This is a genomic window from Rhizobium sp. P1_C7 (assembly GCF_056406295.1).
This window is the reverse complement of record NZ_JBFUAL010000009.1, coordinates 38,909-64,283: the sequence shown is the minus strand read 5'-3', so window position 1 is coordinate 64,283 and position 25,375 is coordinate 38,909. Positions and strand designations below refer to the sequence as shown.

General features: G+C 60.4%; 34 protein-coding genes, 1 tRNA gene and 2 pseudogenes. 23 read left to right on the top strand and 14 right to left on the bottom strand.

The window, feature by feature from the left end:
* Positions 1-9: 9 nt before the first annotated feature.
* Entirely contained in the window at positions 10-1,053 is a 1,044-nt protein-coding gene (locus AC1D2R_RS15795; RefSeq protein WP_477968217.1) for an NAD(P)-dependent alcohol dehydrogenase, read from the bottom strand.
* A 194-nt stretch (positions 1,054-1,247) separates the two neighbouring features.
* Between AC1D2R_RS15795 and AC1D2R_RS15790 the strand changes: the two genes are divergently transcribed.
* From AC1D2R_RS15790 to ilvC, 3 genes are all read left to right on the top strand, one after another.
* Entirely contained in the window at positions 1,248-2,156 is a 909-nt protein-coding gene (locus AC1D2R_RS15790) for an AraC family transcriptional regulator (RefSeq protein WP_477968216.1), read from the top strand.
* Positions 2,157-2,305: 149 nt separating this feature from the next.
* Positions 2,306-2,956 carry a TetR/AcrR family transcriptional regulator gene (locus tag AC1D2R_RS15785; protein WP_477968215.1) on the top strand — a complete coding sequence of 217 codons (651 nt, stop codon included), beginning with the start codon at positions 2,306-2,308 and terminating at the stop codon, positions 2,954-2,956.
* 52 nt (positions 2,957-3,008) lie between these two features.
* Positions 3,009-4,028, top strand: a complete 1,020-nt coding sequence (gene ilvC / locus AC1D2R_RS15780; protein ID WP_477968214.1) for a ketol-acid reductoisomerase — start codon at positions 3,009-3,011, stop codon at positions 4,026-4,028.
* Between the two features lie 52 nt (positions 4,029-4,080).
* Here the strand turns inward: ilvC and AC1D2R_RS15775 are convergent.
* Together AC1D2R_RS15775 and AC1D2R_RS15770 are read right to left on the bottom strand one after the other, a co-directional pair.
* A pseudogene (locus AC1D2R_RS15775) lies at positions 4,081-4,661 on the bottom strand (class I SAM-dependent methyltransferase); the annotation flags it as partial.
* A 104-nt stretch (positions 4,662-4,765) separates the two neighbouring features.
* A complete protein-coding gene (locus tag AC1D2R_RS15770) occupies positions 4,766-5,023 on the bottom strand; it encodes a GlsB/YeaQ/YmgE family stress response membrane protein (RefSeq protein WP_477968213.1) in 258 nt (85 codons plus the stop codon).
* 143 nt (positions 5,024-5,166) lie between these two features.
* Between AC1D2R_RS15770 and AC1D2R_RS15765 the strand changes: the two genes are divergently transcribed.
* Together AC1D2R_RS15765 and AC1D2R_RS15760 are read left to right on the top strand one after the other, a co-directional pair.
* Complete coding sequence (locus AC1D2R_RS15765; protein ID WP_477968212.1) at positions 5,167-5,646, top strand: YidB family protein; 480 nt, start codon at positions 5,167-5,169, stop codon at positions 5,644-5,646.
* A 204-nt stretch (positions 5,647-5,850) separates the two neighbouring features.
* A complete protein-coding gene (locus AC1D2R_RS15760) occupies positions 5,851-7,074 on the top strand; it encodes an aminotransferase-like domain-containing protein (protein ID WP_477968211.1) in 1,224 nt (407 codons plus the stop codon).
* An 18-nt stretch (positions 7,075-7,092) separates the two neighbouring features.
* Here AC1D2R_RS15760 and AC1D2R_RS15755 read toward each other — a convergent pair whose 3' ends face one another.
* Positions 7,093-8,151, bottom strand: a complete 1,059-nt coding sequence (locus tag AC1D2R_RS15755) for an aldo/keto reductase (protein ID WP_477968210.1) — start codon at positions 8,149-8,151, stop codon at positions 7,093-7,095.
* Between the two features lie 175 nt (positions 8,152-8,326).
* On the opposite strand from AC1D2R_RS15755, the gene AC1D2R_RS15750 reads away from it, so the two are divergent.
* The 7 genes from AC1D2R_RS15750 to AC1D2R_RS15720 all read left to right on the top strand — a co-directional run bounded on the left by AC1D2R_RS15750 (position 8,327) and on the right by AC1D2R_RS15720 (position 15,127).
* Positions 8,327-9,304, top strand: a complete 978-nt coding sequence (locus AC1D2R_RS15750; protein WP_477968209.1) for an ABC transporter substrate-binding protein — start codon at positions 8,327-8,329, stop codon at positions 9,302-9,304.
* Positions 9,305-9,318: 14 nt separating this feature from the next.
* Positions 9,319-11,013, top strand: coding sequence for an ABC transporter permease (locus tag AC1D2R_RS15745; protein ID WP_477968208.1), 1,695 nt, complete (start codon positions 9,319-9,321; stop codon positions 11,011-11,013).
* Positions 11,001-12,029, top strand: coding sequence for an ABC transporter ATP-binding protein (locus AC1D2R_RS15740; RefSeq protein WP_477968207.1), 1,029 nt, complete (start codon positions 11,001-11,003; stop codon positions 12,027-12,029). Before AC1D2R_RS15745 ends, AC1D2R_RS15740 begins: the two co-directional genes overlap by 13 nt.
* A gap of 69 nt (positions 12,030-12,098) precedes the next feature.
* Positions 12,099-13,208, top strand: a complete 1,110-nt coding sequence (locus AC1D2R_RS15735) for an endonuclease/exonuclease/phosphatase family protein (protein ID WP_477968206.1) — start codon at positions 12,099-12,101, stop codon at positions 13,206-13,208.
* Positions 13,205-13,942, top strand: coding sequence for an NUDIX hydrolase (locus AC1D2R_RS15730; protein WP_477968205.1), 738 nt, complete (start codon positions 13,205-13,207; stop codon positions 13,940-13,942). The genes AC1D2R_RS15735 and AC1D2R_RS15730 overlap by 4 nt, the downstream gene beginning before the upstream one ends.
* A 74-nt stretch (positions 13,943-14,016) precedes the next feature.
* Positions 14,017-14,928: a PhzF family phenazine biosynthesis protein gene (locus AC1D2R_RS15725; protein WP_477968204.1), complete on the top strand. Its 912-nt coding sequence runs from the start codon at positions 14,017-14,019 to the stop codon at positions 14,926-14,928.
* 123 nt (positions 14,929-15,051) lie between these two features.
* Positions 15,052-15,127, top strand: a tRNA-Lys gene (locus AC1D2R_RS15720).
* A 76-nt stretch (positions 15,128-15,203) separates the two neighbouring features.
* On the opposite strand, the gene AC1D2R_RS15715 is transcribed toward AC1D2R_RS15720, so the two are convergent.
* The 10 genes and pseudogenes from AC1D2R_RS15715 to AC1D2R_RS15670 all read right to left on the bottom strand — a co-directional run bounded on the left by AC1D2R_RS15715 (position 15,204) and on the right by AC1D2R_RS15670 (position 19,834).
* Positions 15,204-16,259 carry a tyrosine-type recombinase/integrase gene (locus AC1D2R_RS15715; RefSeq protein WP_477968203.1) on the bottom strand — a complete coding sequence of 352 codons (1,056 nt, stop codon included), beginning with the start codon at positions 16,257-16,259 and terminating at the stop codon, positions 15,204-15,206.
* A complete protein-coding gene (locus AC1D2R_RS15710; protein ID WP_477968202.1) occupies positions 16,231-16,506 on the bottom strand; it encodes a helix-turn-helix transcriptional regulator in 276 nt (91 codons plus the stop codon). Before AC1D2R_RS15710 ends, AC1D2R_RS15715 begins: the two co-directional genes overlap by 29 nt.
* Positions 16,503-16,763 carry a hypothetical protein gene (locus tag AC1D2R_RS15705; RefSeq protein WP_477968201.1) on the bottom strand — a complete coding sequence of 87 codons (261 nt, stop codon included), beginning with the start codon at positions 16,761-16,763 and terminating at the stop codon, positions 16,503-16,505. Before AC1D2R_RS15705 ends, AC1D2R_RS15710 begins: the two co-directional genes overlap by 4 nt.
* Entirely contained in the window at positions 16,763-16,912 is a 150-nt protein-coding gene (locus tag AC1D2R_RS15700; protein ID WP_477968200.1) for a hypothetical protein, read from the bottom strand. The genes AC1D2R_RS15705 and AC1D2R_RS15700 overlap by 1 nt, the downstream gene beginning before the upstream one ends.
* Positions 16,909-17,187, bottom strand: coding sequence for a hypothetical protein (locus AC1D2R_RS15695; RefSeq protein WP_477968199.1), 279 nt, complete (start codon positions 17,185-17,187; stop codon positions 16,909-16,911). Before AC1D2R_RS15695 ends, AC1D2R_RS15700 begins: the two co-directional genes overlap by 4 nt.
* A 120-nt stretch (positions 17,188-17,307) precedes the next feature.
* On the bottom strand, positions 17,308-17,448 hold the full coding sequence (locus tag AC1D2R_RS15690) for a hypothetical protein (RefSeq protein WP_477968198.1): 141 nt from the start codon (positions 17,446-17,448) through the stop codon (positions 17,308-17,310).
* Complete coding sequence (locus AC1D2R_RS15685; protein WP_477968197.1) at positions 17,445-17,657, bottom strand: hypothetical protein; 213 nt, start codon at positions 17,655-17,657, stop codon at positions 17,445-17,447. Before AC1D2R_RS15685 ends, AC1D2R_RS15690 begins: the two co-directional genes overlap by 4 nt.
* Positions 17,658-17,754: 97 nt before the next feature.
* Positions 17,755-18,318 (bottom strand): S24 family peptidase, encoded by a 564-nt coding sequence (locus AC1D2R_RS15680; RefSeq protein ID WP_477968546.1) that lies wholly within the window; start codon positions 18,316-18,318, stop codon positions 17,755-17,757.
* A gap of 48 nt (positions 18,319-18,366) precedes the next feature.
* Positions 18,367-18,456, bottom strand: a pseudogene (locus tag AC1D2R_RS15675) (helix-turn-helix domain-containing protein); the annotation flags it as partial.
* Between the two features lie 787 nt (positions 18,457-19,243).
* Positions 19,244-19,834 carry a hypothetical protein gene (locus AC1D2R_RS15670; RefSeq protein WP_477968196.1) on the bottom strand — a complete coding sequence of 197 codons (591 nt, stop codon included), beginning with the start codon at positions 19,832-19,834 and terminating at the stop codon, positions 19,244-19,246.
* A gap of 148 nt (positions 19,835-19,982) precedes the next feature.
* On the opposite strand from AC1D2R_RS15670, the gene AC1D2R_RS15665 reads away from it, so the two are divergent.
* The 11 genes from AC1D2R_RS15665 (at position 19,983) to AC1D2R_RS15615 (ending at position 25,369) form a co-directional block, all read left to right on the top strand.
* Entirely contained in the window at positions 19,983-20,162 is a 180-nt protein-coding gene (locus tag AC1D2R_RS15665; RefSeq protein ID WP_477968195.1) for a hypothetical protein, read from the top strand.
* Complete coding sequence (locus tag AC1D2R_RS15660) at positions 20,159-20,479, top strand: hypothetical protein (protein ID WP_477968194.1); 321 nt, start codon at positions 20,159-20,161, stop codon at positions 20,477-20,479. Before AC1D2R_RS15665 ends, AC1D2R_RS15660 begins: the two co-directional genes overlap by 4 nt.
* Positions 20,480-20,617: 138 nt before the next feature.
* Positions 20,618-20,806 carry a hypothetical protein gene (locus tag AC1D2R_RS15655; protein ID WP_477968193.1) on the top strand — a complete coding sequence of 63 codons (189 nt, stop codon included), beginning with the start codon at positions 20,618-20,620 and terminating at the stop codon, positions 20,804-20,806.
* Entirely contained in the window at positions 20,803-21,072 is a 270-nt protein-coding gene (locus AC1D2R_RS15650; RefSeq protein ID WP_477968192.1) for a hypothetical protein, read from the top strand. Before AC1D2R_RS15655 ends, AC1D2R_RS15650 begins: the two co-directional genes overlap by 4 nt.
* A 19-nt stretch (positions 21,073-21,091) precedes the next feature.
* Positions 21,092-21,883 carry an ATP-binding protein gene (locus AC1D2R_RS15645; RefSeq protein WP_477968191.1) on the top strand — a complete coding sequence of 264 codons (792 nt, stop codon included), beginning with the start codon at positions 21,092-21,094 and terminating at the stop codon, positions 21,881-21,883.
* On the top strand, positions 21,883-22,035 hold the full coding sequence (locus tag AC1D2R_RS15640) for a hypothetical protein (RefSeq protein ID WP_477968190.1): 153 nt from the start codon (positions 21,883-21,885) through the stop codon (positions 22,033-22,035). The genes AC1D2R_RS15645 and AC1D2R_RS15640 overlap by 1 nt, the downstream gene beginning before the upstream one ends.
* Positions 22,036-22,059: 24 nt before the next feature.
* Complete coding sequence (locus tag AC1D2R_RS15635; protein WP_477968189.1) at positions 22,060-22,632, top strand: DUF669 domain-containing protein; 573 nt, start codon at positions 22,060-22,062, stop codon at positions 22,630-22,632.
* A 63-nt stretch (positions 22,633-22,695) separates the two neighbouring features.
* The gene (gene dnaN, locus AC1D2R_RS15630; RefSeq protein ID WP_477968188.1) at positions 22,696-23,754 is read left to right on the top strand and encodes a DNA polymerase III subunit beta; all 1,059 of its coding nucleotides are present in this window, start codon (positions 22,696-22,698) and stop codon (positions 23,752-23,754) included.
* Between the two features lie 3 nt (positions 23,755-23,757).
* Positions 23,758-24,039 carry a hypothetical protein gene (locus tag AC1D2R_RS15625; protein ID WP_477968187.1) on the top strand — a complete coding sequence of 94 codons (282 nt, stop codon included), beginning with the start codon at positions 23,758-23,760 and terminating at the stop codon, positions 24,037-24,039.
* A gap of 17 nt (positions 24,040-24,056) precedes the next feature.
* Positions 24,057-24,434 carry a hypothetical protein gene (locus AC1D2R_RS15620; RefSeq protein ID WP_477968186.1) on the top strand — a complete coding sequence of 126 codons (378 nt, stop codon included), beginning with the start codon at positions 24,057-24,059 and terminating at the stop codon, positions 24,432-24,434.
* A complete protein-coding gene (locus AC1D2R_RS15615) occupies positions 24,434-25,369 on the top strand; it encodes an oxidoreductase (RefSeq protein ID WP_477968185.1) in 936 nt (311 codons plus the stop codon). Before AC1D2R_RS15620 ends, AC1D2R_RS15615 begins: the two co-directional genes overlap by 1 nt.
* Positions 25,370-25,375: the final 6 nt, after the last annotated feature.

Genomic DNA, 25,375 nt, shown 5'->3' with positions numbered 1-25,375 from the left:
CCTGGCGTTTCATGCCAGCGAGGCGATATCGATGACGAAGCGGTAGCGCACGTCGCTCTTCAGCACGCGCTCGTAGGCTTCGTTGACCTCCTGGATGTTGATCTTCTCGATTTCCGACACGATGTTGTGCTTGCCGCAGAAATCGAGCATTTCCTGGGTTTCCTTGATCGAACCGATCATCGAGCCGGAAAGGCTCTTGCGGCCCGGGATCAGCGAGAAGGCGTGGACCGGGATGGCATGTTCCGGGGCGCCGACGATGACCATCGAGCCGTTGACCTTGAGAAGGCCGAGGTAGGCGTTCCAGTCGATCGCGACGCCGGCGGTGCAGATGATCAGGTCGAAGGTGCCGGCGAGCTTTTCAAAAGTCGTCGCATCGCTGGTGGCGTAATATTCCTTGGCGCCGAGCTTGAGGCCGTCTTCCTTCTTCGACAGCGTCTGCGAGAGGACAGTTATATCCGCACCCATGGCCGCACCAAGCTTGACGCCCATATGGCCAAGTCCGCCCATGCCGACGATGGCGACCTTCTTGCCGGGGCCGGCATTCCAGTGGCGCAGCGGCGAATAGAGGGTGATGCCAGCGCACAGCAGGGGAGCCGACGCGTCGAGCGGAAGGTTTTCCGGGATCGACAGGACATAGCCTTCCTTGACGACGATCGAGTCGGAATAGCCGCCCTGGGTCGCCGTCTTGCCATCGGCTTCGACGCCGTTGTAGGTTTGCACCAGACCCGGCATGTAATGCTCGTCGTCGAGATCGCGGGTGGCGCATCCGACGCAGGAATCGACGAAGCAGCCGACGCCGACGCGGTCGCCGACCTTGAACTTCGTTACAGCAGAGCCGACGGCGGAAACGATGCCGGCGATCTCATGGCCGGGGACGATCGGGTAGACTGCATTCTTCCATTCGTTGCGGACGGTATGGATGTCGGAATGGCAGATGCCAGCAAACTTGATGTCGATGACGACATCGTCCGGATTGGGCTCGCGACGCTCGAACGTGAACGGCGTCAGCGGCTTCGAGGCATCAGTGGCAGCATAGCCTTTTGCGATAGCCATTGGAAAACTCCATATATCTGGGTGGGTTGTTCGGACGCAGTGACTTATGGGCTAAAGGCGGCCAGAGGCGGTAGAGCGATCCTCCTAGCTTTTTGCACAATCCTGCAAATGTCAGCATACTGGCTGCTTGCAGCCGCGTTCGTTTCCCTTAGATAAAGACGTCTCCGATTGCTTCAAAATACGGATTTTCGCGCATGACTTTGCCTTTCAGTCCCTATGGGGAAATAGCCTCCATTGCTGAGCGGTTTGCACCTGGCGACGGCGAGTTCGCCACAGCCGTCGACAATCTGTTCGTAAGTCGCCGATCGCGGCCGACGGAGCCGCTCCATACCGCCTATCGGCCGTGTTTTGCGCTCGTGCTGCAGGGTGCAAAGAGCCTGCGTCTCGGCACGGAAACGCTGAGCTACGGGACCGGCGACTATCTGCTGACGTCGCTTGACCTGCCGGTGGCGTCACGGGTCACGGAAGCGAGCGAGCAATTGCCGCATCTCTGCCTGGCGCTCGCGATCGATGCCGAAAAGCTGTCGGCGTTGCTAAGGCGCGTCGAGGTTCCGCGCCAGGCGACCGACAAGAAGGGCCTTCGCGGCATGGCCGTCAATATAGCACCGCCAGAGCTGCTTGACGCTGCCGTCAGGCTGCTGCGGCTGCTGGATCGCCCCGACGACATTGCTGCGATGGCACCGCTGATCGAGGAGGAAATTCTCTATCGCATCCTGACGGGGCCGGACGGTCCGCGACTTCTCAATATCGCAATGGCGGAAAGCCAGGGAAACAAGATTGCGCGCGCTGTCGGCTGGCTGCGCGAGAATTTCTCGCGGCCGCTTCGTATCGAGGAACTCGCCGAACGCGTCAACATGAGCGTGTCTTCCTTCCATCATCACTTCAAATCGGTGACAGCAATGACGCCGGTGCAATACCAGAAGCAGCTTCGGCTGCATGAGGCGCGGCGCCTGATGTTTGTCGAGCGGCTGGATGTCGGGACTGCGGGATTTCGTGTGGGCTACCAGAGCCCATCGCAATTCAGTCGCGAATACGGTCGTCTATACGGCCTGTCGCCGCTGCGCGACCTTGATATCATCCGGGAATCCATCGCGGCGGAGTAGGCTGGGTCGAAATGTGCGCATGATCCGTATCGTGCCGCCGGGCGGGCAACAACAACGAAGTTTCCCTTAGATGGTGCTTGACGCGTCAGGAACTTTGCAGCATAAAGCGCACGAACCGTACCGTACGGTACTTATCGGGAGCTTGCGTCGTGTCCGTCGAAAACTTGGAGCCCAGCGAATTTTCGCCGCGCCAGAACGCTGTTCTGGAGCAGGCGCTGCGGCTGCTCGTGGACGGCGGCGAAAAGGCGCTGACGACATCGGGTGTTGCACGCGCGGCGAATTGCTCCAAGGAAAGCCTTTACAAATGGTTCGGCGACCGCGACGGCCTGCTATCGGCGATGATCGCCTATCAGGCCAGCAAGGTCAGGACCTTCGAGCGCAACGGTGAGCGGCTGACGACGACCAGCCTCCACGACCATCTCGTCATTTTTTCGCGCGATCTGCTCGAAGTCCTCGCGGGCGATGTTTCGCTGGCGCTGAACAGACTTGCGATCGGCCAGTCTCCTCGAGACGGCTCCAAGCTCGGCAAACTTCTGCTCGAGCGCGGACGCCGGCAGATCGACCGTCGGGCAATGGGTCTGATCGATTCCGGCAAGCGCGCAGGGCTGCTTCGTTTCTCCGACGCCGACGAGGCGTATCATGTGCTCTATGGCCTGATCGTTTCCGATCTGCATGTGCGCATGCTGCTTGGCGATACCGGCGTGAAGGATTCCGGGCGTCAGGCGGAGAGGGCGGTGACCTCGTTTCTCCGGCTCTACGGCACCGAAAAAGCATTGGCGGAAATGCCCGCTATCGGCTGATTTCGCTTTTTACGGACACTCAACAAGACAAGCAAAGGGAAGGACCATTCAAATGCGCGTCTATTACGATCGTGATGCTGACCTCAACCTCATCAAGTCCAAGAACGTCGTCATCGTCGGCTACGGCTCCCAGGGCCGCGCGCACGCGCTGAACCTCAAGGACAGCGGCCATGCAAACGTCGTCATCGCTCTCAAGGCCGGCTCGCCGACCATAAAGAAGGCAGAGGCCGACGGTTTCAAGGTCATGACCGTTGCCGACGCTGCCAAGTGGGGCGATCTCCTGATGATGGCGACGCCTGACGAACTTCAGGCTGACATCTACAAGGCCGACATCGCCGGCAACATCCGCGACGGCGCTGCGATCGCTTTCGCACACGGCCTCAACGTTCACTTCGGCCTCATCGAGCCGAAGGCGTCGCTCGATGTCGTCATGATCGCACCGAAGGGCCCTGGCCACACGGTTCGCGGCGAATACCAGAAGGGCGGCGGCGTTCCCTGCCTCGTTGCCGTTCACCAGAACGCTTCGGGCAACGCGCTTGAACTCGCTCTCTCCTACGCCTGCGGCGTGGGTGGCGGTCGTTCAGGCATCATCGAAACCAACTTTCGCGAAGAGTGCGAAACCGATCTCTTCGGCGAACAGGTCGTTCTCTGCGGCGGCCTCGTCGAACTCATCCGTACCGGCTTCGAAACGCTGGTTGAAGCAGGCTACGCGCCTGAGATGGCCTACTTCGAGTGCCTGCACGAAGTGAAGCTCATCGTTGACCTGATCTATGAAGGCGGTATCGCCAACATGAACTACTCGATCTCGAACACGGCAGAATGGGGCGAATACGTCACCGGCCCGCGCATCATCACGGCTGAAACCAAGGCTGAAATGAAGCGCGTTCTGCACGACATCCAGACCGGCAAGTTCACGTCGGATTGGATGCAGGAATATAAGGCTGGCGGTTCGCGCTTCAAGGGCATCCGCCGCATGAACGACAGCCACCAGATCGAAGAAGTCGGCGCCAAGCTGCGCGGCATGATGCCTTGGATCGGCAAGAACAAGCTGGTCGACAAGTCCGTCAACTAAGCTTTTCTGCTTTGGCAGGAACAGAGGCCGGCGCGAAAGCTCCGGCCTCTTGTTTTTTGGCGCACAATGCGAGCCAGCGCGTCGGCATGCTGTCGTAACCGCTGCCATCGCTCCCGCTGATGACGACGTCGTGCCAACCGGCGCGGCTCAGCAAGCCTAAGAGCAATTCCGCCGAGGGATAGTTGTAGTAGCGTCCAAAGCCGTCGTGCCCCTCGGCGTCTCCGGCCTTGAAGGTGGCATGAAAGGCGCCTGCTGGCCTCAGGGCTCGTCTGATGCGCCCGATGACGTCAGGCAAGGTTGCGCGGGGGGACATGCAGCAGGCTCGCTTCGCCCCCACACGCCGTCGAACGCGTCTTCATCGTCGAGTTCCTCGAACGCTATGATCTTCACAGGGGTCCAGGCAGCGCCTCCGCCTTGCCGGCAAGTTCCGCGGAACCATCCGTCGGCGTGACACGAAAACCCCTGGACAGCATGTATTCGCTGTCCTGACCGCAGCCGAGTTCGAGCACGGCTGCGCCTGGAGGCAGCATCGACAGGAAATCGTCGAGGCGCCTGATCGGCAAGGTGCGTTCCCCGCGTGGCATAGGTTGCCGCGTTCACTCTGTAGAAGGAAGACGTCGTTTCGCCGGGCATAGTGGGTCGATCCGTCGGTCATGGCTGGGGCCGCGATACGACGGTCTTGCCGCTGCCGCACGAGGCACGGATGCTCACCTATCGCAACGCGGCGCCAGACGACTTTATATGGAGCGCCGTCCGCTGAATGCGTGATAGAGCCACAGGACAACGACAGCGCCGATAACGGCGACGACGAGGCTGTAGATATTGAGCCCCGTTACGCCGGCAGCACCGAAGAATGTGAAAATGACGCCGCCGACTATCGCTCCGACGATACCGAGGACGATGTCCATTAGCATGCCAGAACCGCTCTTGTTAACGATCTTGCTGCCAATAAAACCGGCGATGAGGCCAAGAACAATCCACGCGATAACAGACATCTCTCATTCCCCTCCTTGATTGGCCGAGTATTCCGACCATCTCCACACGTAAGCTAAATGGATGGATCAGAAATTCAAGGCTCAGCCGGAGCCTATGCTGTTGTTTCACCCTTGGTGCCAAGAAAATCGAAGAGGAGAATAGCATGGGATTCTTTGATGACGCCGTACCCGGCGGCAATATATCGAAACCGATCATGATCGCGCTCGGCGCCTTACTTGTCGGCAAACTTCTGGGCGGCGGCAAAGCTCAGGAGGATCCGGCCGCACAGCAGGCCAATCCCCAGACCGGCGATGGCGGTCTGACCGGCGGACTTGGGGGCCTTGGCGGCCTCGGAGGCCTGGCGGGAGGGCTTGGCGGTCTTCTCGGCAAGCTGGCGGAGGCAGGCCAGGGCGACACTGTCGATTCTTGGGTCAAGCCCGGCGAGAACAAACCCATCGCGCCCGGCAATCTGGAAAGCGCACTCGGCTCGCAGACCATCAGCGACCTGGCTCGCCAGGCGGGGATCAGCGAGCAGGAACTGTTAAAGCAGCTTTCGACCGTTCTGCCTGGCGTGGTCGATAAGTTGACGCCGCAAGGACAGCTTCCGAGCCGGGATCAGATTGCCGCGCTGTTTCGGTCCTGACGCGCTCTTCGACCGACGAGGAAATTGCCCTGCCTCCTTCGGGGGCGGGGATTTTCTCGCTGTTTTTTCCGGTCGCCGTCCTCTGCTTTTTGGAATAAAAGGCCTCAGAATTGTCACGGTAGCGAACAAATAGGTCAGCAATGTTGACTTATCATTTGTTGCGTGGTTCTGTCGGCCAAAGACAAAAAATTACGAGGAAGCCCCATGTTGAATTGGGATAATATCTTTGCAACCCGCTCGTCGCGCATGCGCGCGTCCGAGATTCGCGAACTTCTAAAGCTTCTCGACCGCCCCGACATCATTTCGTTCGCCGGTGGCATTCCGGATCCGGCGCTGTTTCCCGACAGGGAGTTCAAGCAGGCTTACGCCGATATCTTCGACAGCGCTGCCGTCAGCTCGGCGCTGCAGTATTCGGTGAGCGAAGGTTACAAGCCGCTGCGGGAGTGGCTGATCACGCAGCTCGGAGCGCTCGGCATTCCCTGCGAACTCGACAATGTCTTCATCGTCTCGGGTTCGCAACAGGGCCTCGACTATCTCGGCAAACTTTTCCTTTCGCCCAACGATACGGCATTGGTGACGTGGCCGACGTATCTTGGTGCGCTGCAGGCTTTCAATGCCTATGAGCCGGCCTACGACCAGCTGACGCCGAACGGCAATCGGACGCCAGATTCCTATCGTGCCCAGGCGGCGGCAGCCGGCGGCAAGGTGAAGTTTGCCTACCTGTCAGCCGATTTCTCCAATCCGACCGGCGAAACCGTCGATCTCGCCGGGCGCAAAAAGCTCATCGATCTCGCCAACGAGATGGATATCGCGATCATTGAAGACGCGGCATACCAGTCGCTGCGCTATGACGGCGAACCGGTCCCGCCGATCCTGGCGCTGGAGATCGCTCAGAAAGGCCACATCGACGATACCCGGACCATCTATTGCGGAAGCTTCTCGAAGACGTTGGCGCCAGGCCTTCGCGTCGGCTTCATCGTCGCCAACGCGCCGGTTGTTCGAAAACTCGTGCTGATGAAGCAGGCGGCGGATCTGCATTCCTCGACCATCAACCAGATGGCGATCGCCGAAGTCGCACGGAAGGGTTTCGACGCTCAGGTCGCGAAGATCAAGGCTGCCTACAGCAAGCGCCGTGATTGCATGCTGGCGGCGCTCGAAAAATATATGCCGGAAGGCACAAGCTGGACCAAGCCGGAAGGCGGCATGTTCATCTGGGTGACGTTGCCGAAGGGCATGGATGGTGCCAGGCTTTTGGCGAAATCGATCGAGACCGCCAAAGTCGCCTTCGTCCCCGGCCGCGCGTTCTTCGCAGACGGTTCGGGCGAGAATACGTTCCGCATCAGCTTCTCTTCCAGCAACGAAGCCAAGATCGAAGAAGGCATCGCTCGTCTCGGCGCGTTGATCGCAGGCGAGATCGGCGGCAAGTAGGCAGCCGATCTCTTTGCGCTATTGTGCCAAGTGAGGGCCGAGCAATGCGAGATCGGCCTCACCAAGCCTGTCGGCTGCCGTATTGCGCTGGTGCCAGTAGGGATAGAGCAGCGGCGGCAGGCTGACATCATCCAGCCGCTTGCGCTCCTCGTCCGATAGCTTGAGGTCGGCGGCGGCAAGGTTGTCCCTGAACTGGGCTTCGTTGCGACCGCCGATGACGACTGACGTTACGGCCTTGCGGCCGAGCAGCCAGGCGAGTGCCACCTGGGCTGCCGAAACGCTGCGTTCCTCGGCGATCGACACCAGCGTTTCAACGATGTTCCACAGACGGTTCTCATCGCGGATCGGGGGTTCCGTCCAGCCGGCAAACTGGCGCGTGCCTTCGGGCGCGGCCTGGTTGCGACGGTGCTTGCCAGACAGCAGCCCGGCGGCTAGCGGGCTCCAGACGAGCACGCCGAGCTCCTGGTCGATGCTGATCGGCAGCAGCTCGTATTCGGCGTCACGCGCTTCTAACGTATAGTGAATCTGCTGGCTCACGAAGCGTTCGCGCTTCTCCCTTTCGCTGACGCCCAGCGCCTTCATAATGTGCCAGCCCGAAAAGTTCGAGCATCCGATGTAGCGTACCTTGCCCTGACGGACGAGGGTGTCGAGCGCCTCCATCGTTTCTTCGAGTGGTGTCTGGCCATCCCATTCGTGCAGCTGGAAAAGGTCGATGACGTCCGTGTTCAGCCGTTTCAGGCTGGCTTCGCACGCGTTGATGAGATGGTAACGCGACGAGCCGGCGTCGTTCGGACCGCTGCCCATGGGAAAGCGGGCTTTGGTTGCGATGAGCAGGCCGTTCTTGCGCGGTCCTGCGAAGATCTCGCCAATGATCTCCTCCGAGACCCCTTGCGAATAGACGTCCGCCGTGTCCAGCAGATTGACGCCTGCGTCGACGCAGATGTCGACCAGCCTTCGTGCTTCGGCGACACCCAGATCACCGACAGCCTTGGCCCAGCCCTTTCCGCCAAAGGTCATCGTACCCATGGTCAGCGTCGAAATCTTGAGGCCGGAACGGCCGAGCGAGCGGTATTCCATCTACCTTCCTCCAATCCCAAAAATGAAAGCGTGAATTGCGCGCTAGAAGATAGGGGCAGCAGCGCTCGGTCAAGGGCGGCCCGTCTGTTTCGCCACAACCGAAAAAGCCGACTGTCACAATCATGTTGTCGGCCGTGGCTAAGGAACGGATCTTCCATCACCCGAGGGCAATATCATGAAGACCATCGTTTCCGCTGCCGCACTTCTCGCCGCCAGCCTCTTTGCCGTGCCGGCTTTGGCCGCCAACCTCGTGCTCTATACCAGCCAGCCGAACGAGGACGCGCAGGCGACCGTCGATGGCTTTATGGCCGCGAACCCCGACATCAAGGTCGACTGGGTCCGCGATGGCACGCCGAAGATCATGGCGAAGCTGCAGGCCGAGATCGAGGCGGGCAATCCGGTTGCCGACGTTCTTTTGATCGCCGACACGGTAACGCTCGAGCGCCTGAAAGAGGCCGGCAAGCTGCTCGCCTACAAGTCCCCGGAAGCCGCGAATTACGACGCTGCGCTTTATGACGCCGACGGCTACTACTACTCCACCAAGCTCATCACGACAGGCATCATTTACAACACGGCCGCTTCGTTGAAACCGACGAGCTGGAAAGACCTGACCAAGCCGGAGGCGAAGGGCCTCGTCTCCATGCCGAGCCCACTTACGTCCGGCGCAGCGCTCATCCATGCGCAGACCCTTGCGGGCGTCGATGGCCTCGGTTGGGGCTTTTACAAGGACCTCGCCGCCAACGGTGCGACGGCTGCCGGCGGCAACGGCGCGATTCTGAAGGCCGTCGCTTCCGGCGAGAAGGCCTACGGCATGATCGTCGACTACATGCCGATCCGCGAGAAGGCGAAGGGGGCGCCAGTCGAGTTCGTCTTTCCGGCTGAAGGCGTTTCTGCGGTGACCGAGCCGGTCGGCATCCTTTCAAGCTCGAAGAACACGGATGCCGCCAAGAGGTTCGTGGACTACGTGTTGTCGGAAAAGGGCCAGGAAGGCTTCCTGAAGCTCGGCTATATCCCCGCCCGCGACGGCATGAAGGTTCCTGAAGGCTTCCCTGCGCGCGCGAGCATCAAGGTGCTGCCGATCAATGCGACTGCTGCGCTCAAGAGCACCGATCAGGACCTCAAGACCTTCTCCGGTATCTACAGCTCGAACTGATCGACGCAGACAAGATGTATGGATATGTTCGTCCCGGGAGCAGCCAGCCGGCCTGGCTGTTTCCGTTTGTCGTCATCATCGTCCTGATCCTCAGCGTGCTTCCGCTTGCGCGGCTGGCAGTGACCGGCATCGCGGCACTCGCCGACGGCGGCGCGGTCGCTGTGTTGACGGATCCGGCACTCTGGTCGGCCACCTACTACACACTCGTCACTGCCGTCCTCGGCACCATCGTTTCACTGCTCATCGGCTGCGCCTTTGCATTCATTTTGACGCTGACGGACATAAGCGCGAAGAGCGTGCTCAGCTTCCTCTTCGTTCTGCCGATGATGATTCCGCCGCAGGTTACGGCTCTAGCCTGGGTGCAGATGTCCGGACCATCGAGCCCGCTGCTGAAGGCCTTGCATATCGCCCCGCCGCTCGGTTCGCCGCAGCCGCTTTACTCGGTCGGCGGGATTGCGCTGCTTTACGGCGTCCAGCATGCGCCGCTCGTCTATCTGGCGCTGCGCGCAGGCTTGATGGCGCTTCCGCGCGACGGTGTCGAGGCGGCGCGCCTTTCGGGCGCTTCAAGCCTGCGTGTCTTTCGTGACATCATCATGCCGCTGTCGCTGCCCGGGATCATTGCCGGCGCAGCCATCTCCTTCGTCTCTTGCACCGGAAATTTCGGCATTCCCGCCATTCTCGGCATTCCCGCGTCGATCTACACGCTGCCGACGCTGATCTTTACGAAGTTTTCCGCCTTCACGAACCGGACGTTCGGTGACGTGGCGCTGCTGTCGGCGATCATTGCAATTATCTCCGTTGCCGGCCTTGCCGTTCAGGATCGCGCACTGCGCGGCCGCGACTATCGCATGCTGGGCCTGTCCGGCGCGACGGCGACCTTCGAGCTCGGCCGCTGGACGTTCCTCGCTGTGCCGCTGCTGTGGTTGACGGTGTTGTTGATGTTTGCGGCCCCCTTCTTCGCACTCCTGGCGGGTGCCCTGGTGCCTGCCTACGGTGTACCGCTGACGTTCAAGACGATGTCGTTCACCGCATTTTATGAAATCCTCTTCCGACAGTCGGTCACGCAAACGGCATTTGCCAATTCGATCTCGCTTGCCGCCGGCACTGCCATTTGTCTCCTGGTGGTGAGTGTCCTCACAGCCTATGCCCTGACCCGACGCAGAGATGCGTTGAGCCGCGTCGTTTCCAGCGCCATCGAAATACCGTATTCACTGCCCGGCATCGTCATCGCTGTATCCTTCATCCTAGTCCTTGCGACGCCGATCCCCGTCCTCCACGTGACGCTGTACGGTACGGTGTGGATCATCCTCGTCGCCTACCTGTCGAGCTTCTTCGCCGTCAGCCTGAAACCCGTTGTCAGCGCTTTCCATCAGCTCGATCCCGCGCTAGAGGAGGCGGCGCGACTGTCCGGTGCCGGCTTCTTCTGCCGTTTGAAGGACATCGTTCTGCCGCTGATCGCGCCTGCCGCGGGTGCGTCGGTCATCCTTGTCTTCCTGATCGCCTGCAACGAACTGACCATATCAGCGCTTCTCTGGTCGGCGGGGACGCAGACGCTCGGCGTTGCGATCTACAATCTCGATGATAGCGGCAGCTCCGATCTGGCATCCGCCCTCTCGGTACTTGTCGTCCTCATGGTCGTTTTCATGATGCTGCTTCTTGAACTCATGGCAAAGCGGCTGCCGAGGGGAGTGGTGCCGTGGCGAAGCTGATCCTCAACTGTGTCGCCAAGGATTTCGGGACCGGACGTGCGGCTGTGAGCGGCCTTTCGCTGGATGTGCGGGAAGGCGGTTTTCTGGCGCTGCTCGGTCCCTCCGGCTGCGGCAAGACGACGGTGCTTCGCATGATCGCCGGGTTCGAGACGCCGACGGATGGTTCGATCCACCTCGGCGAGCGCCTGCTTGCGGACGCCGCGCAATCCTTGCCGCCGGAACGGCGCAACATGGCGATGGTGTTCCAGTCCTACGCACTGTGGCCGCACATGAGCGTCGCCGACAATGTCGGCTACCCCCTGAAGGTAAGGGGCATCTCAGGCGAGACGTACAGGCAGAAGGTGCGCGAGGCGCTCTCCACTGTGAAGCTGGCAGACTATGCGCAACGGCGCCCGGCCGATCTTTCAGGTGGGCAGCGGCAGCGAGTGGCTCTGGCGCGCTGCCTGGTGACATCGCCCGATGTGGTGCTGCTCGACGAGCCGCTGGCCAATCTCGACCGGCATCTGAAGCAGGAGATGGAAGAGACGTTTCGCGAGTTCCACCAAAGGTCCGGTGCGGCCATGATCTATGTCACCCATGACCAGAGCGAGGCCATGGCACTCGCTACCGATGTGGCCGTGATGTCGGAAGGGCAGCTCCTGCAGGTGGCGCCGCCGGCGGAAATCTACGCCCGCCCCGAAGGCCGCATCGTCGGCGGTCTGATCGGCCGCGGCGCGATCCTTTCGCTTCCATCACCAGCTGGTGACGTCAGGCGGTTCGGCTGGGACGCGATCGCGCCGCTGATGGCTGTCGAGGGGTGCGATGGTATGAAGGCGGACATTCTCGTCCGGCAGGAGGATGTCATCCTCGACGCCGAAGGCGCAAAGGCAAGCGTGGTGTCCGTCCTCTATGAGGGTGAGCGCTACGCCGCCAGGCTGCGCCTCGTCGATGGCCAGACACTGCGCGCCTTCAGCCGCATGCCTCTGCGGATCGGCGAGGAGGTGCGGGTGGTCATTCGCAGTGCTTGGCGATTGTGAGTGTCGCGCGGTCTTTCCGAACCGGTCTTTCGCCTCTACTAATGTTGCAATGCCAATCGGAAATGCCTGATGTCGCTACGCATTGCAACGTTCAACGTCGAAAACCTCATGACGCGTTTCGACTTTACCGGGTTCCGCAACCAACTGCGCCAAGACCGCGTCATCAAGCTTTTCGAGGTTCGCAGCGAAGGCGTCTACCAGCAGCTCGAGCAGGCCCGTGTGATCGCTTCGACCGACGATACCCGGCAGATGACGGCGCTGGCGATCGCCGATGCGGATGCGGATATCCTGTGCCTTCAGGAGATCGACAATATGGAGGCCCTGCAGGCCTTCGAATACGGCTATCTGTTCCGCATGGTGGGAACCGGCTATCGGCAGAAATACCTGGTCGAGGGAAACGACAGCCGGGGCATCGATGTCGCGGTGTTGATGCGCGAGGAGACGAGGGACGGGCAGAAGATCGAGCTCAAGGAGATCAAGAGCCACGCGATGACGACCTATCGCAGCCTCGGCCTATTCGACGACGAACTGGCCCTGACCAATCACATCGACGACAAGATATTCAAGCGCGACTGCCTGGAACTCGATCTTCTGATCGGCGGCCTGCCGATGACGCTGTATGTCGTACATTTCAAATCGATGGGAGGTCCCCGCGAGGGACTCGACGGTCGCCGCTACACCATGCCCATCCGGCGCGCGGAGGCGAGGGCGGTACGCCGCATCATTGAAGACCGCTTCGGCGCAGATGAGACATCCGGCAAGCGCTTCGTCATCTGCGGGGACATGAACGACTACCAGGAGCGCGTCGACGTGGTCGGCCGTCGCCGCACCGGCTACTCGTTCCAGCATCAAGACGAAAGCGAGAGCGCGCTTGACGTTTTTAGCCAGGACGGCTTTGCGGAGAATGTGGTTCGGCGCCGCGATCTGCTCGACCGCTGGACGCTCTACCACGCCCGCGGGCCGGAGGAGCAGTGGCTCTGCCAGCTCGACTATCTCTGGCTGTCTCCGGCGCTTGCGAAAACAAACGCGGGGCGGCTTCCGGAGATCATCCGGCACGGCCAGCCTTACCGTACGGTGTTTCCACCGGGGCAGGAGGTGGAACGCTATCCCCGTACGGGGTGGGACCGGCCGAAGGCCTCCGACCATTGCCCCGTCGTCATGACATTGGATCTGATATGAACGCGTGTTTCTCCGAAGACTTCATCGGCTGGCCTCCGGAACAGACGGTCTTTCCGATCGCCGGCCTCAATCTGAGGGTGCTGCCCGGCGACCATCCCTTCTATATTGCCGAACAGGCGGCGATCGCGGAAAACTGGGCAAGGGAGACGGCTTCGAACCCTGCGCTTTTCGATGGCCGCATGATTTTTCAGATGCGGCTGTCGCTATGCGATGACGGTATCGCCGGCGAAGGCCACGTCATTCCGTTCTCAACCTTCATGTGGTGGCGAAGACAGCCCAAGCGGCTGGGCGGTATTCACCTTTTTGCCTATCCGGTCCTGGAGACTTCCGACGGTGCGCTCGTCGCGATCCGCATGGGACCGCACACAGCCAATCCCGGACAAGTCTATTTCGCGGCCGGTTCGCTGGAACCCGAGGACGTGTCGGGCGGGCGTTGCGACATCGAGAGCAATATGCGCCGCGAAGTGCTGGAGGAGACCGGGCTCGACCTTTTGGAGGCGCGCGCGGGCGACCGGTATTTCGCCAGCCACAACAGACGCACTGTCACCGTGTTGCGGCTTTTCCGCTTCGACCTTAGCGCCGACGACATGATTGCGAAGATCCATTCACACATGCTGGTCGCCGAAGATAAGGAGATCGCGGGCGCGGTGGCAATCCGTTCCGCCGATCCCGCCGCGCATCCCTACAACATCGCGATGCTTCCCGTCATCGATTGGTATTTCCATCAGAGCTAGCTCACGTGACGCCTTGCGCTCGCTTCGGCGGTCGGGCAGGTTGGCGGCACGAGGACCCGAGACAGGAGGCCGATGTGGCGCGCAGCTACAGCGTCTATGACGTGTTCACCGACCGGAGACTGGCGGGCAATCCGCTCGCTGTGATTTTCGATGGAGACGGCCTGACCGACGAGGCGATGCAAGCGATCGCCAAGGAAATGAACCTCTCCGAAACGGTCTTTGTCCAGGCCTCCGACAATCCCGCCTACACTGCCCGGATTCGCATTTTCACGCCCGGCCGCGAGCTGCCCTTCGCGGGTCATCCGACCGTCGGCGGCGCAATCGCTCTCGCCGAGAAGCAGCATGGCGACACAACCATCGATCTGGTGTGTGTCCTAGAGGAAAACGTCGGGCCAGTGCGCTGTGCCGTGCGACTGAGCGCTGGCGAGGCCAGCTTCGCGGAGTTCGACCTGCCGCGCAAATCCCAGCAGATCAACATGCCCCTCGACAGGCTCGGCATCGCAAAGGCTCTTTCGCTGACCGTGACGGAGATCGGATTCGAGAACCATGTGCCGTCGCTCTGGACGGCGGGCGTGCCGTTCCTCATGGTCCCCGTGCACGATGTCGGCGCGGCGCAGAGCCTGGATTTCGATCCGCAGCTATGGGAGGCGATGGTGCCCTTCGTCGACGGCGCGCTCGCCTCTGCGTATATCTACTGTCGCGGCGGCGTGAACCATGTGGCGAAGTTCCATGCGCGCATGTTCGCCAGTGGCATGGGCATTTTGGAGGACCCGGCAACAGGCGCCGCAGCGGCGGCGCTTTCCGGCGCGATCCACCATTTCGACCGCCTGACGGACGGCCACCACGGCATGACGATCGAACAGGGTGTGGAGATGGGGCGCCCTTCCTTCATCCATCTTCATATGGATGTCGAAGGCGGCGCGATCTCGAACGCCCGTATCGGCGGCCACGCGGTGCGTCTCGCAAGCGGCATGCTGGACCTTTGATTTCATTGCATTTCAGCCATGCACAAAAAAATCGAGATTGATCGAAGATTTTTCGGAAGGGCGCTAGACAAGCCGAACGATCCTGTTTATACGCCCTCTCACACCGCGAGACGAAGCGGTTACGGGTGATTAGCTCAGTTGGTAGAGCAGCTGACTCTTAATCAGCGGGTCGTAGGTTCGAGCCCTACATCACCCACCAAAAACCTCTTGGAAAACCAAATACTTACAGCGATTTGATCGTTCTCCAAGAGGTTTTCAAACTGCGCAGTTTGCAGTCAGTTTGCAGGTTTTGTTCCTGAAACGTGCTTCTCCAACTTCGACATTGCCTGCTCCGCCAACTCGATTTTCCCGCCGAGGTAGTGGGCGTCCAAAATGGCATCAACGTCCTTCAAAGAGTGGCCTGTAATCGATCCGATTTGGCTCGACGAGCATCCAGCTAGCGCTAGGCGCGTGACCGCCGTGCCGCGCAGATCGTGGAACGTAAGGCCAGTGACATTAGTCTTCGCCACCGCCTTGCCCCATGAAGTGCGAAAGCCGTCCTCGGTCCAAGCGCGGCCTTTTGTGTTCGTCAGGATGGTGGTCGTCCGACGGGTGGCAGTGTCGAGCACTTCCTTGAGTGGACCGCCGACCGGGATGACAACGCGCGCACCGGTCTTGCCTTGGCGAACCTTCAGCGTCTTTCCGTCATAGGCGCTCCACGGCGCGCGCAAGAGGTCACCCTGGCGCTGTCCCGTCCAAAGAGCCATCATGAGCGCCATGCGCACCTCCAAGCCCGCAACAGCCACGAGCGCCGCAATGTGCTCCGCCTCCCAAATCTGCTCGGTTCGATTGGCTTCATAGAGGCGACCACCTCGCTCGCAAACATTGATCGCGATACGTCCGCGGTCCTTCGCGAACGAGAGGACCCGGGCGAGCGTCGTCCAGGCGTAGTCCGCCTTCCGCGGCGTCTCGGCCATCTTGTCGCGCCACTCCTTGAACTCGCCACGCATTTCCTTGTCCTGCAGAGCCGCGAACGAGAGCTTGCCGAACTCGTCGCGGATCATATCGAGGTAACTGGAGTAGGCGCGCTTCGACTTGTCCGACAGTGACGTGAAGTCAGCCGACGCCTTGAACTCGACGATCAGCTTCTCCATCGTGTCGGTCGTTGGCTCCTTCCGCTCCTTGATTGCAGCGTAGAATGCCTTTCCGAGCATCGGGTCACCCGGCTGCAGCGGCGATCCGTCCTTCTTCTTGAGAAGTGGCCCGCCGCGCCATGCGTAGCAGTAGTGAATGGTTGTGCCGTCGGCCAAGGTCTTCTTAACCTTAGCCAGCCCCTTTAGCTCTACGCGCATCGCGCTCCCGCCTCCATTTTTGCAGGTCAGTCTCTTCTTCATTGTCATTGGCGCCGAGCCCGCTGATTTCGTCAAGACGAGCGTCGATCGCTCTCTTGTCCCATTTACGCGTGCCAGGCACAGACGGCGGCATCTTGTGCGTCGCCACCCAGAGCGAAAAGGTCGATTCGCCAATGCCGCAATAAGCGGCCGCCTCGCGCCTGCCGATCAGGCGCGGGCCGTTGTCGTTGTCGTGGGGGCGGGTCATGCTGCGGCCTTCCGAGCATCCATATGTTCACGGATCTCGAACATGTCGTGACCGCACTTCGGCTTCCAACGCAAATCCCAATCCCGCTGGTTTAGGGGGTCGAACTGGATTTGGATGCGGCAGTCTCCGCAGTACCATGCATAGGAGCCGTGGTTGTACCAGAGCGCTGGGGCGCTCTGGCATCGTGTGCGGTTGCAGCTTCCGCCTTCCTTGCCCTTGTCTGGCTTGTTCGGGCCGTTGTAATCGCCATGCGCCATCACAACGCCCTCCAGATATCTTCACCAGGCGGATGGTAACGCTCGATCGATCCGCAGCCGGCCGCAAGGACGATCACTGCCAGCACGAACACCAGCCAAAGCAGCCCCGAAATCGGGACTGCTCGAAGAAGTGCCCGGACGGCACTCATGCGGCGGCTCGAAACGGCGCGTTGTCATTGCTGGCCGCTAACCGCTCTGCGATATCCCGCAACCGGCTCGCGATTGCGATGTGGCGGCGACCGCGTCGATGGCCGTGCCAGTCGGCGATAAGCTGAAGCCGACTGGCCGGAATTCCAAGTTCGTCGGCGCGCGACGGCGTCAGCGCGTCGACGACTTCGGTGCCGGTGCCGGTGCCCGTGTATGGCGTGGGCGCATAGGTTGGCTTGGCGGGCGTAGCGAAGGTCAGTCTTCTGTTCGTCTGCATCGTGGTCTCCTTCTCTGTGGTGGTTGGTGGAATTCGTGAGAGCGCGGCACGGAAACGAAAAGTTGCAGCCGATCACCACCGGCCGCGCTCTATTGCCTTGGGAGGCAATGGTGTCGGGCGCTACGACGCGTGGTGCGCCAGGTAAGGCACCCAAACTGAGACGCACCAGATGAAGGCGCCGGCCGAAGCCGCGCCAATCACGTCCTGAATGAAATCTCGAATGGAAAAGCCATCATAGTGGCCGAGGGGAGCGGGCTTCATGCCTCTGCTCCCGAAACTGCTTCGTCGAGCCACATGGTGCGGCAAGTGCGGCGATCATGGCCGCTGAAGCTTCTAATGCGGACAGGCCGGTGAATAGGGCGGCCCTGCTTCTTTGCTTTGTGGTCCGGCTTCGGCATCGGTTCGATGCTGCCTGCCGTTGTATGCACGTCTTCGAAATCAAGCTCGTCGACGAGTAGTCTTCTTCTCATGGTGTGGTCTCCTCTGTGGTGTCCCGCCTGGTTAGGTGTGGCGGTGAGGAGACCATAGGTTATAGGTTTTGGCGCGTCAACCTATAAAACACATAAGTTAGTATTTTCCTGATAAGGTAATGACGTGAATGCTCACGATGTCATCTCGCGGGAATTCGATTCGCACATCTGGATTATATTGCTTCAGCACCAGCTTATCGCCGATATAGCCGACAAGCTCCTTGACGAAACCACGAGGCGGCATGTCCTCGACCTTTGGCTTAACCTGGACGACCACGTCATCACCTTTGCGCGCGGGCTTGCGCGGGTGAACGTATGCAAGCTCGCCTGATTTGAAGCGAGGATACATCGACTCGCCGTCGATCCAGACGGCATATGCGTCGGGAACGTTCGCCAAAGAGGGCGGGCATGCGACGTAGTCGAGCACCGTTCCATTGAAATCGTATTGGCCGTCATCGCCGCCGACGACTTCACCTAGTACCGGTAACATCCTGGTAGGCTTACCAATTGTCATGGGGATTGGCGTCTTGTCGATCGTGCCGTTTGGTTCGTGGCTGAGGGTATCGTGCGAGAGAATGTCGCGTACAGCCGCCTGGACACTGCGCGGCAGCCTTGTCGACTTTCCGTCTTCACGGCTGGAATCGATCATGAGCTCGCGCATCTCGCTCTCTGGTATGCTGAGCGCGGCTGCGATGTCGCGCCACTTCCTCGGCGATGAGACAAGCCCTGCGAGCAGATCGCTGACACTAGGCTGGGACATCCCAACCTTAGCGGCCAGCTCAGTCTGGGTTATTCCCATCGCCGCGGCTCGAGCCGTAAGGAAGTCAGATAGCTTGCTCATAGGTTTTATTCCTTATTTTTTTCAATCAGTTATCAGATTATGTGTTGAAATGCAACAAAATGTTGTTGACCAATAATCCGATAACCTATACCAATAATCCTCATGAACGGCACAAGACGCAGAAAGCGCAGGCCGGTCAGATTGCCTAACCAAAACAAAATGCAAGCTCCGCGGCTGGGGCGAAAGAAAGGACGGGCGAACATGACAGAAGAACGCGTACCGAGAAGACTTCGCTATCGATCGGACAAAACCGCGAGAAGATACGGCGCCATGATGGCGCTGGATCAAAGCAGAAGAAGATTTGTTGGCGGCGACGGAGCGAGAAGACGCGGTCAATGCCAAAGAGGTCCGCCCTGATGTATCGAGTAGGGCGGCCTCCCTAGACGTGGCGGCATACGGCTGTGACGTGTGGGGAGTATTTGCCGTCGATCGGCGGCATTTCGCGTTTTTAGAAGCAACTTTTCGAGGGATGCACGTGAGAACTGAGCGCACCAAGGGAATGAAGAATGAGCCGCTAGAGCAGCGCAGCAATGCGAAGCCTGGCGGTTTTTCGCATTCTGGTTTGGGGAGTGGTGAGGAAGAGCGCCAGCAGACCCGAAGGCCGGCACCACCCGCTTGCGCTGCGGGCGCTCGTCTTTCCTACTGCACCGAGGAGGAGACCACTGCGAACAGCAGTTTTACTCAAGGTGGTTCGATACCGGCACCACACCGGCAACGATTGGATATCACCATCTTGCCAATTTTGTCAAGCGGCAACCCGCTCCGCAGCTGCGATGACGTGCACGGCCTCAACATCCTTGACGACAATTTTCTTGTCGGAGGCGTAGTGGACGAGCGTGGCTTCGCTGTTCTCGATCGCGCCCAGCCGACCGAGCCACGCGATGCCACCTTTGGAGTGGACGAGCACCTCGTTGCCAACCTTCGGCCACAAGCTGGGATCCGCCCATGCTTTCGTGCCGACCAGCAGCGCAGGCTCCATGGCCTTTGTGTCGATCCGAATGCAGTAGCGGGTGAGGGGGTAGCGCATGCCGCCATCCTCGGCACTGAACGAATATTTCCCCTCCTTGCGGTCAGTCACCTTCCCGTAAATCGGATCCATCTTCGGCAGCTTCGTGTTGCCAGTAGATTCACGCGCTTCGTCGAGAAGCGTGGCGACGTCATCGATCGGAATTCGCAGGAAGTCGCCGATCCGTTGGTAAAACTGTTGGCGCGGAATGCCGCCCGTCTTCCAGGTGTTAAACGCCTGCTGAGACCACCCAAACTCGCGAGCGAGCTCGCGCTCTGACCTGCCGCGGCGCTTTAGTTCAACATCCAGCATTTGGGAGAATCGGGACATGCTAATGACCTAGCGAGTGATTGACCATCTTGACAAAATAGTAAAAATGTATTAGCGTTGCCCATGATGACAAATTTGTCACAATTTGTCAATCAGGCTACCAAGCCAGCGGCACCACCCGCAACTCACCAAAGTAAGAGGAGCCATCATGAGACCAGACAATCTGGATGATAAGCCGTCGCGCGTCCTCGTCGCGGCCAACGACAATCGCACAACAAGAATGGTCCCGCACAACGGCGGATGCTCGACGACGTCTGGCATGGTGGCAGTGACCCTTGCTCGCAGCGCGCAGCCAGTAGACGCGCAACCGACAGGGGTGGCGGCATGAGCGACGCACCAGAAACACCCAACAACAACATCTGCCACTGCGTGCATTTCGAGTTCGGCGACTACGTCCGCTCGACGCAGAACCCCCATCTGACTGGCCAGGTGATCGGCGAGCGCAACTGGGGCGACGAATACATGGTGCGGCTTACCGATGGCGCCAGCACCATCTGGTGGCACTCCATCGAAATCGAGCACGACCTTGACGCGTACCCGCCACCGCAAGAGGGCGAGCAGCCATTGCCGGACAACGTCGTGAAGGTTGATTTCACCAAAGGTGGGCGCTTGAAGCCCGATACGAAGACGGAAGGAGCTGCTTAGCAGCTGCCGTTGAGGCTAGGCGACTGCCAATCAACGAGCGTCCCCCGGAAGGGATCGCCGCCGCCTAACACCACCCACCACCATCACCACACCAAAGCCGTGCGCCGACCAAGCGCACGGCCAGAGGAGACCATTGTAATGAGAACGAACGCATACGCCACGAACTACACCCGCACCGGCAAGCTCGACATGTTGAACCGGAAGCCGTTCCGGACAGCATCGCAGAAGGCGGAGGCTAGCCGGACAGCCAAGCTCGTCGACGGTCGCTACGTTTCAAGCGCGCCGGTCAGTTATCACCGGGCGGCTCGTCAGCAGGCGGCCGCATGAGCGACCCAACCCCAGACCGCCCACCGCTCGACTACGTGCCGATATCCCGCCTTGGCGGCGCGGCAAGCTTCAAGCCGACCAAGTGGCTGCAGCCAAGTGCGCTCCAAAGGGGCGCAATCGCTGGCGTCTGCGGCGGGCTTGGCGGTGTCGTCATGACGTTGGCTCCATCGGTCGCACTGGCCGCTGTCGCCATCGCGGTGCTCGTTGGCGCCGTCCACTTCGCCGGCAAGCTCGCGGATCGTCTCAATGCCTTCGACGGCAAGTGAACACTAGGAAGGAGAGAGCATGGCAATTTCGCTGAAATCGCTGAAAAGCACCACGAGACTCACCCCGCCCATCACGCTGCTCTACGGCGTCGACGGCGTCGGGAAGTCATCACTGGCGGCAGAGTTTCCTGACGCAATCTACATCAGCACGGCTGGCGAACGGCCGCCGTCTGATGTCGAACTGGCCACGCCTGGAGACGTAGAGACTTGGGAGGACCTCAAGAACATCGTCGGCGATCTCATCACCGAAGAACACGAATTCAAGACGGTCATCTTCGATAGCCTCGATGGCCTGGAACCAATCATCAATGCCGAGACCTGCGCACGCATAGGAGCGGATTCGATCGGGTCCAACGACAAGGGCTCGCCGGCCGCGTTCGGGCAGGGGGACGTTCAAGGCGACGTTGAGTGGGGCGAGTTTATGGATGCGTGCGCCGCTCTAACGGAGCGTGGCATTGCTGTTGTCCTTTTAGCGCATCCCGAGATTAAGCGTTTCGACAGCCCTGTCACCGATCCGTACGATCGCTACCAGGTGAAGCTTCGCAAGCGTGCGGCCGCTCTCGTCCGCGAACGCAGCGATATCGTTGCCTTCCTGAATTACCGCGTCTCGCTGAAAAGCAAGGAAGTCGGAATCAAGAAGGAAGTCACCCACGCAGAGGGCGGCAAGGAGCGCCAGATCCACCTGACAGAAGGGGCGGGATTCGTCGCCAAGAATCGCTATTCGATGCCCGATGCGATCACCTATCGTAAGGGCAAGGGATACGAAGAACTCAGCAAGCATTTTCCGCAACCAACTGGAATTGCTGCCTAATGTTCCACCAAGAGCAATGGTTTGCGTGGTTCCCGGTCAAGGTCCGGACACGCGGCAGCCAGCGCTGGGCTTGGCTCGAAACCGTGATGCGCGAATGCGCGCACACCGCGTACGGTAGCGGCTCATGGCGCTACTACGCACTCACCAACTAACCACCACCACGAAGGAGACCACGCATGGCCGCACTTGGCAAAAGATTTGATGCTACCGAACACGATACCGAACAGCGCGATTATGAGGAGCTGCCGAACGGTGACTATAGCCTCGAGATCGAAGCTTCGGATGTTGCGCCCACCAGCAATGGCAAGGGCACGATCCTGAAGACAACGATGGTTGTCATCGCGCCCGAGCAATACAAGGGCCGCAAGCTCTTCAACAACTACAACATCGAGAACGAAAGCGTTAAGGCGCAGGAGATCGGCCAGCGTCAATTCGCCAGTCTTTGCCGCGCTATCGGCGTTGATGGCGTAGACGACTCAGAAGAGCTTCACTTCCACGCCTTCATGGCCAAGATCGGCTTGGGTAAGGCATCGGCGGACGGCAAGTATCCAGCTCGCGCCGAGATTAAGAAGTATCATTTCCCAACCGACGACCAAGGCAACCCGATCGACCTCCCGGAGCCCAAGATCGACGCCAACCAGCCGCAGCCAGCGGCCGCCAATGACAACAAGCCAGTCGCTCGTGCTGCTGCGCCGGCAGCGGCAACAGGTCGTCCTGCCACCGGTGCCAAGCCCTGGGGCAAGAAGTAATCACCACGCGGCGGGTCGTAACCAGCGGCCCGCCACTTCACCACAACTGAGGAGACCACCAGCGTGAAGCTATCCATAGCCCGCCAAGACCTCGCGCGCGTCCTGACGACCGTCGGCCGCGTCGTGGAAAGCCGAAACACTATCCCGATCTTGGGCAACGTTCTGCTGTCCGCAGCCGACGGCAGGCTGCAGGTCACCGGCACGGACCTTGATATCGTCGCCACGGATTCCGGCGTTGCCACGGTTGAGCAACCGGGGACGCTCTGCGTCGACGCAAAGCTGCTGTCAGACATTGCCAAGAAGGCCGGCGGCGATGTGACCTTGTCCGAGGACAACGGACAGCTGATCGTGAAGTCGGGCCGCAGCCGATTTGCGCTTGGGACATTGCCGGCCAGCGATTTCCCCGATCTCAAGGGGGGCAAGTTCACGGCCAGCTTCGACATCGATCTCGCCGCGCTGTTCGCGCCTGTGGCGTTTGCTATCTCGACCGAAGAGACGAGATACTATCTGAACGGCATCTTTCTGCATGTCGTCGACGGCAAGGTCGTGGCGGTCGCCACCGACGGCCACCGCCTTTCGCGCCACGTCGGCCAGCCCACAGAAGACCAGTTCCCGGGCATCATCGTCCCGCGCAAGACCGTTGGCATGCTGCCAAAAGGCTCCGTCACCTTGTCGGTCTCTGAGACCAAGATCCGCGTCGAAGCCGGCGAGTTCTCCCTCACCAGTAAGCTGATCGATGGAACGTTCCCTGACTACCCGCGCGTCATCCCGCAGAACAACGACAAGCTGGTCACCGTCGACTGCGACGCATTCATGAAGGCTGCCGATCGCGTCGCCACCGTCTCATCGGAGCGTGGCAAGGCCGTCCGCCTGTCTGTCGCGCCTGGCAGCGTCGCAATGGCAGTCGTCAGCACAGATGCCGCGGCAAACGACGAAGTCGAAGCGGAATACAGCGGCGAGCCGATCGAGATCGGTTTCAACAGCCAGTACGTCCGCGAGGTATTCGGCGTTCTGCCATCGGGTCCCGTCGTCTTGGCGCTGTCCGAGTCGGGTTCGCCGGGGCTGCTGACGTCGGCTGGCTTCGAGGGGCTGACGCTCGTGCTGATGCCGATGAGGATCTAGCCGATGGCAAAGTTCATGGTCGACTACACCTTCCAAGGCAGATCAAGCCGCACAATCGAAGCAGATTCGATGGAGGCCGCAGAGGCCTCCGTCGAGGCCGAAGTGTACCGCGATGATTTCGATATCGATGCCGACAGTATCGACGATGTGAATTTCAACATCCAAGAGATGCACCCGATCACGCGCGACGGACGGGAACTCTGGACCACATACGTGCGGGAGGGTGACGTTCGCGGCCACCGGTCGGCCCTCGCTTCAACCCCATTATTTGGGGCGCTCGAGTAGTGGCTCCGCTCCCCGTCATGCGCCCGGTCGCACCAACTCCGCATCGTCCTGCTAAGGCGAGTAACCTTCGTGTGACCGCAGACTTTCTGGCGGGGCGCACCCGTGGGCTAGCGGCCTTCGGCTATTCGAAGCCAAGATGGATCGAGTTCTGCGAGGTCGCGCTTCGGCGCGGCTTCGACGTCAAGCTTTATGAGGCACGCCGCACCGCGTCCAAATATGTCACGCTGCGTAAAGGCAATAGATCGTTCAAAGTCCGCTTCTCCAATCATAAGCCGATCAAATCGCGCGAGGTGGGCAACGACTGCGATTTCTTTGTTGGCGTGACCAATCTCACGGTCACCACCACGGGCGATGCTCTGCGGGCCGCTATGGCGTTTTTCGGGGAGGCCAGCTGATGGCACCCATCCCCAAACCCACGCCAAGCACCCAGCGCGCCATTCAAGACGCGCTGGAAGCCCAAGGTGAACACTGGGAATCCATCGGCGTGCCGGCCGGTGACATCGGTGTCGAGTGCGATCGGGCTGTTTGGCTTGCCTTCCGGCGCGCATCCGTTCCAGAGGTGATCGACTGGCGCAAACGCCGGATCTTCGAGCGAGGCAACATCGAGGAAAAGCGCCTTCTTGATCTGTTGCGAATGGTTGGCGTGACCGTATGGGGCGAGCAGGATCGCGTGCGGGCCGTCGGCGGGCATCTGAGAGGCAAGATCGACGGTCGCGCTCTTGGACTGCTTGAGGCCGCCAAGACGGAGCACATCGTCGAGTGTAAGTCGGCCAAGCAGGAGATATTTCGAAAGGTCCAGAAGGACGGCGTCCGCAAGGGTAAGCCGGAGCACTACGCCACATTCCAATTCTATATGCATGGCCTGGGCATCAACCGCGTGCTCTACATGATGTCGAACAAGAACGACGAGGATCTGCATATCGAGCGGGTCAACTACGACGTCGACTTCGCTATCCGCGCTGTTGCCAGGATCGAACGCATCATCAACATGCCGGAGCCACCGAGCCGCCTGTGTAGCAAGCGTGACGACTTCCGTGGCGTCGTTTGCCGGCAGGCCGCCGTGTGCTGGGGTGAGGCCATGCCGCGTGTGCACTGCCGTTCGTGTATCCATGCCACACCCCTGATGGATTCCAACGCCGGATGGGACTGTGCCCGCTGGCAGAAGCCGCTCAGCCTAGCTGAGCAAGACGCTGGCTGCCCGGCTCAGCTCTTTATCCCCGCCATGCTTGTCGGCTTTGAGCAGCTCGACGTCGACGAGGAAAACGAAATCATCACCTACCGTCGACCAGACGGCACCGAATACCGGGACGGCGCTACCAACGCTGCCTGACCACAC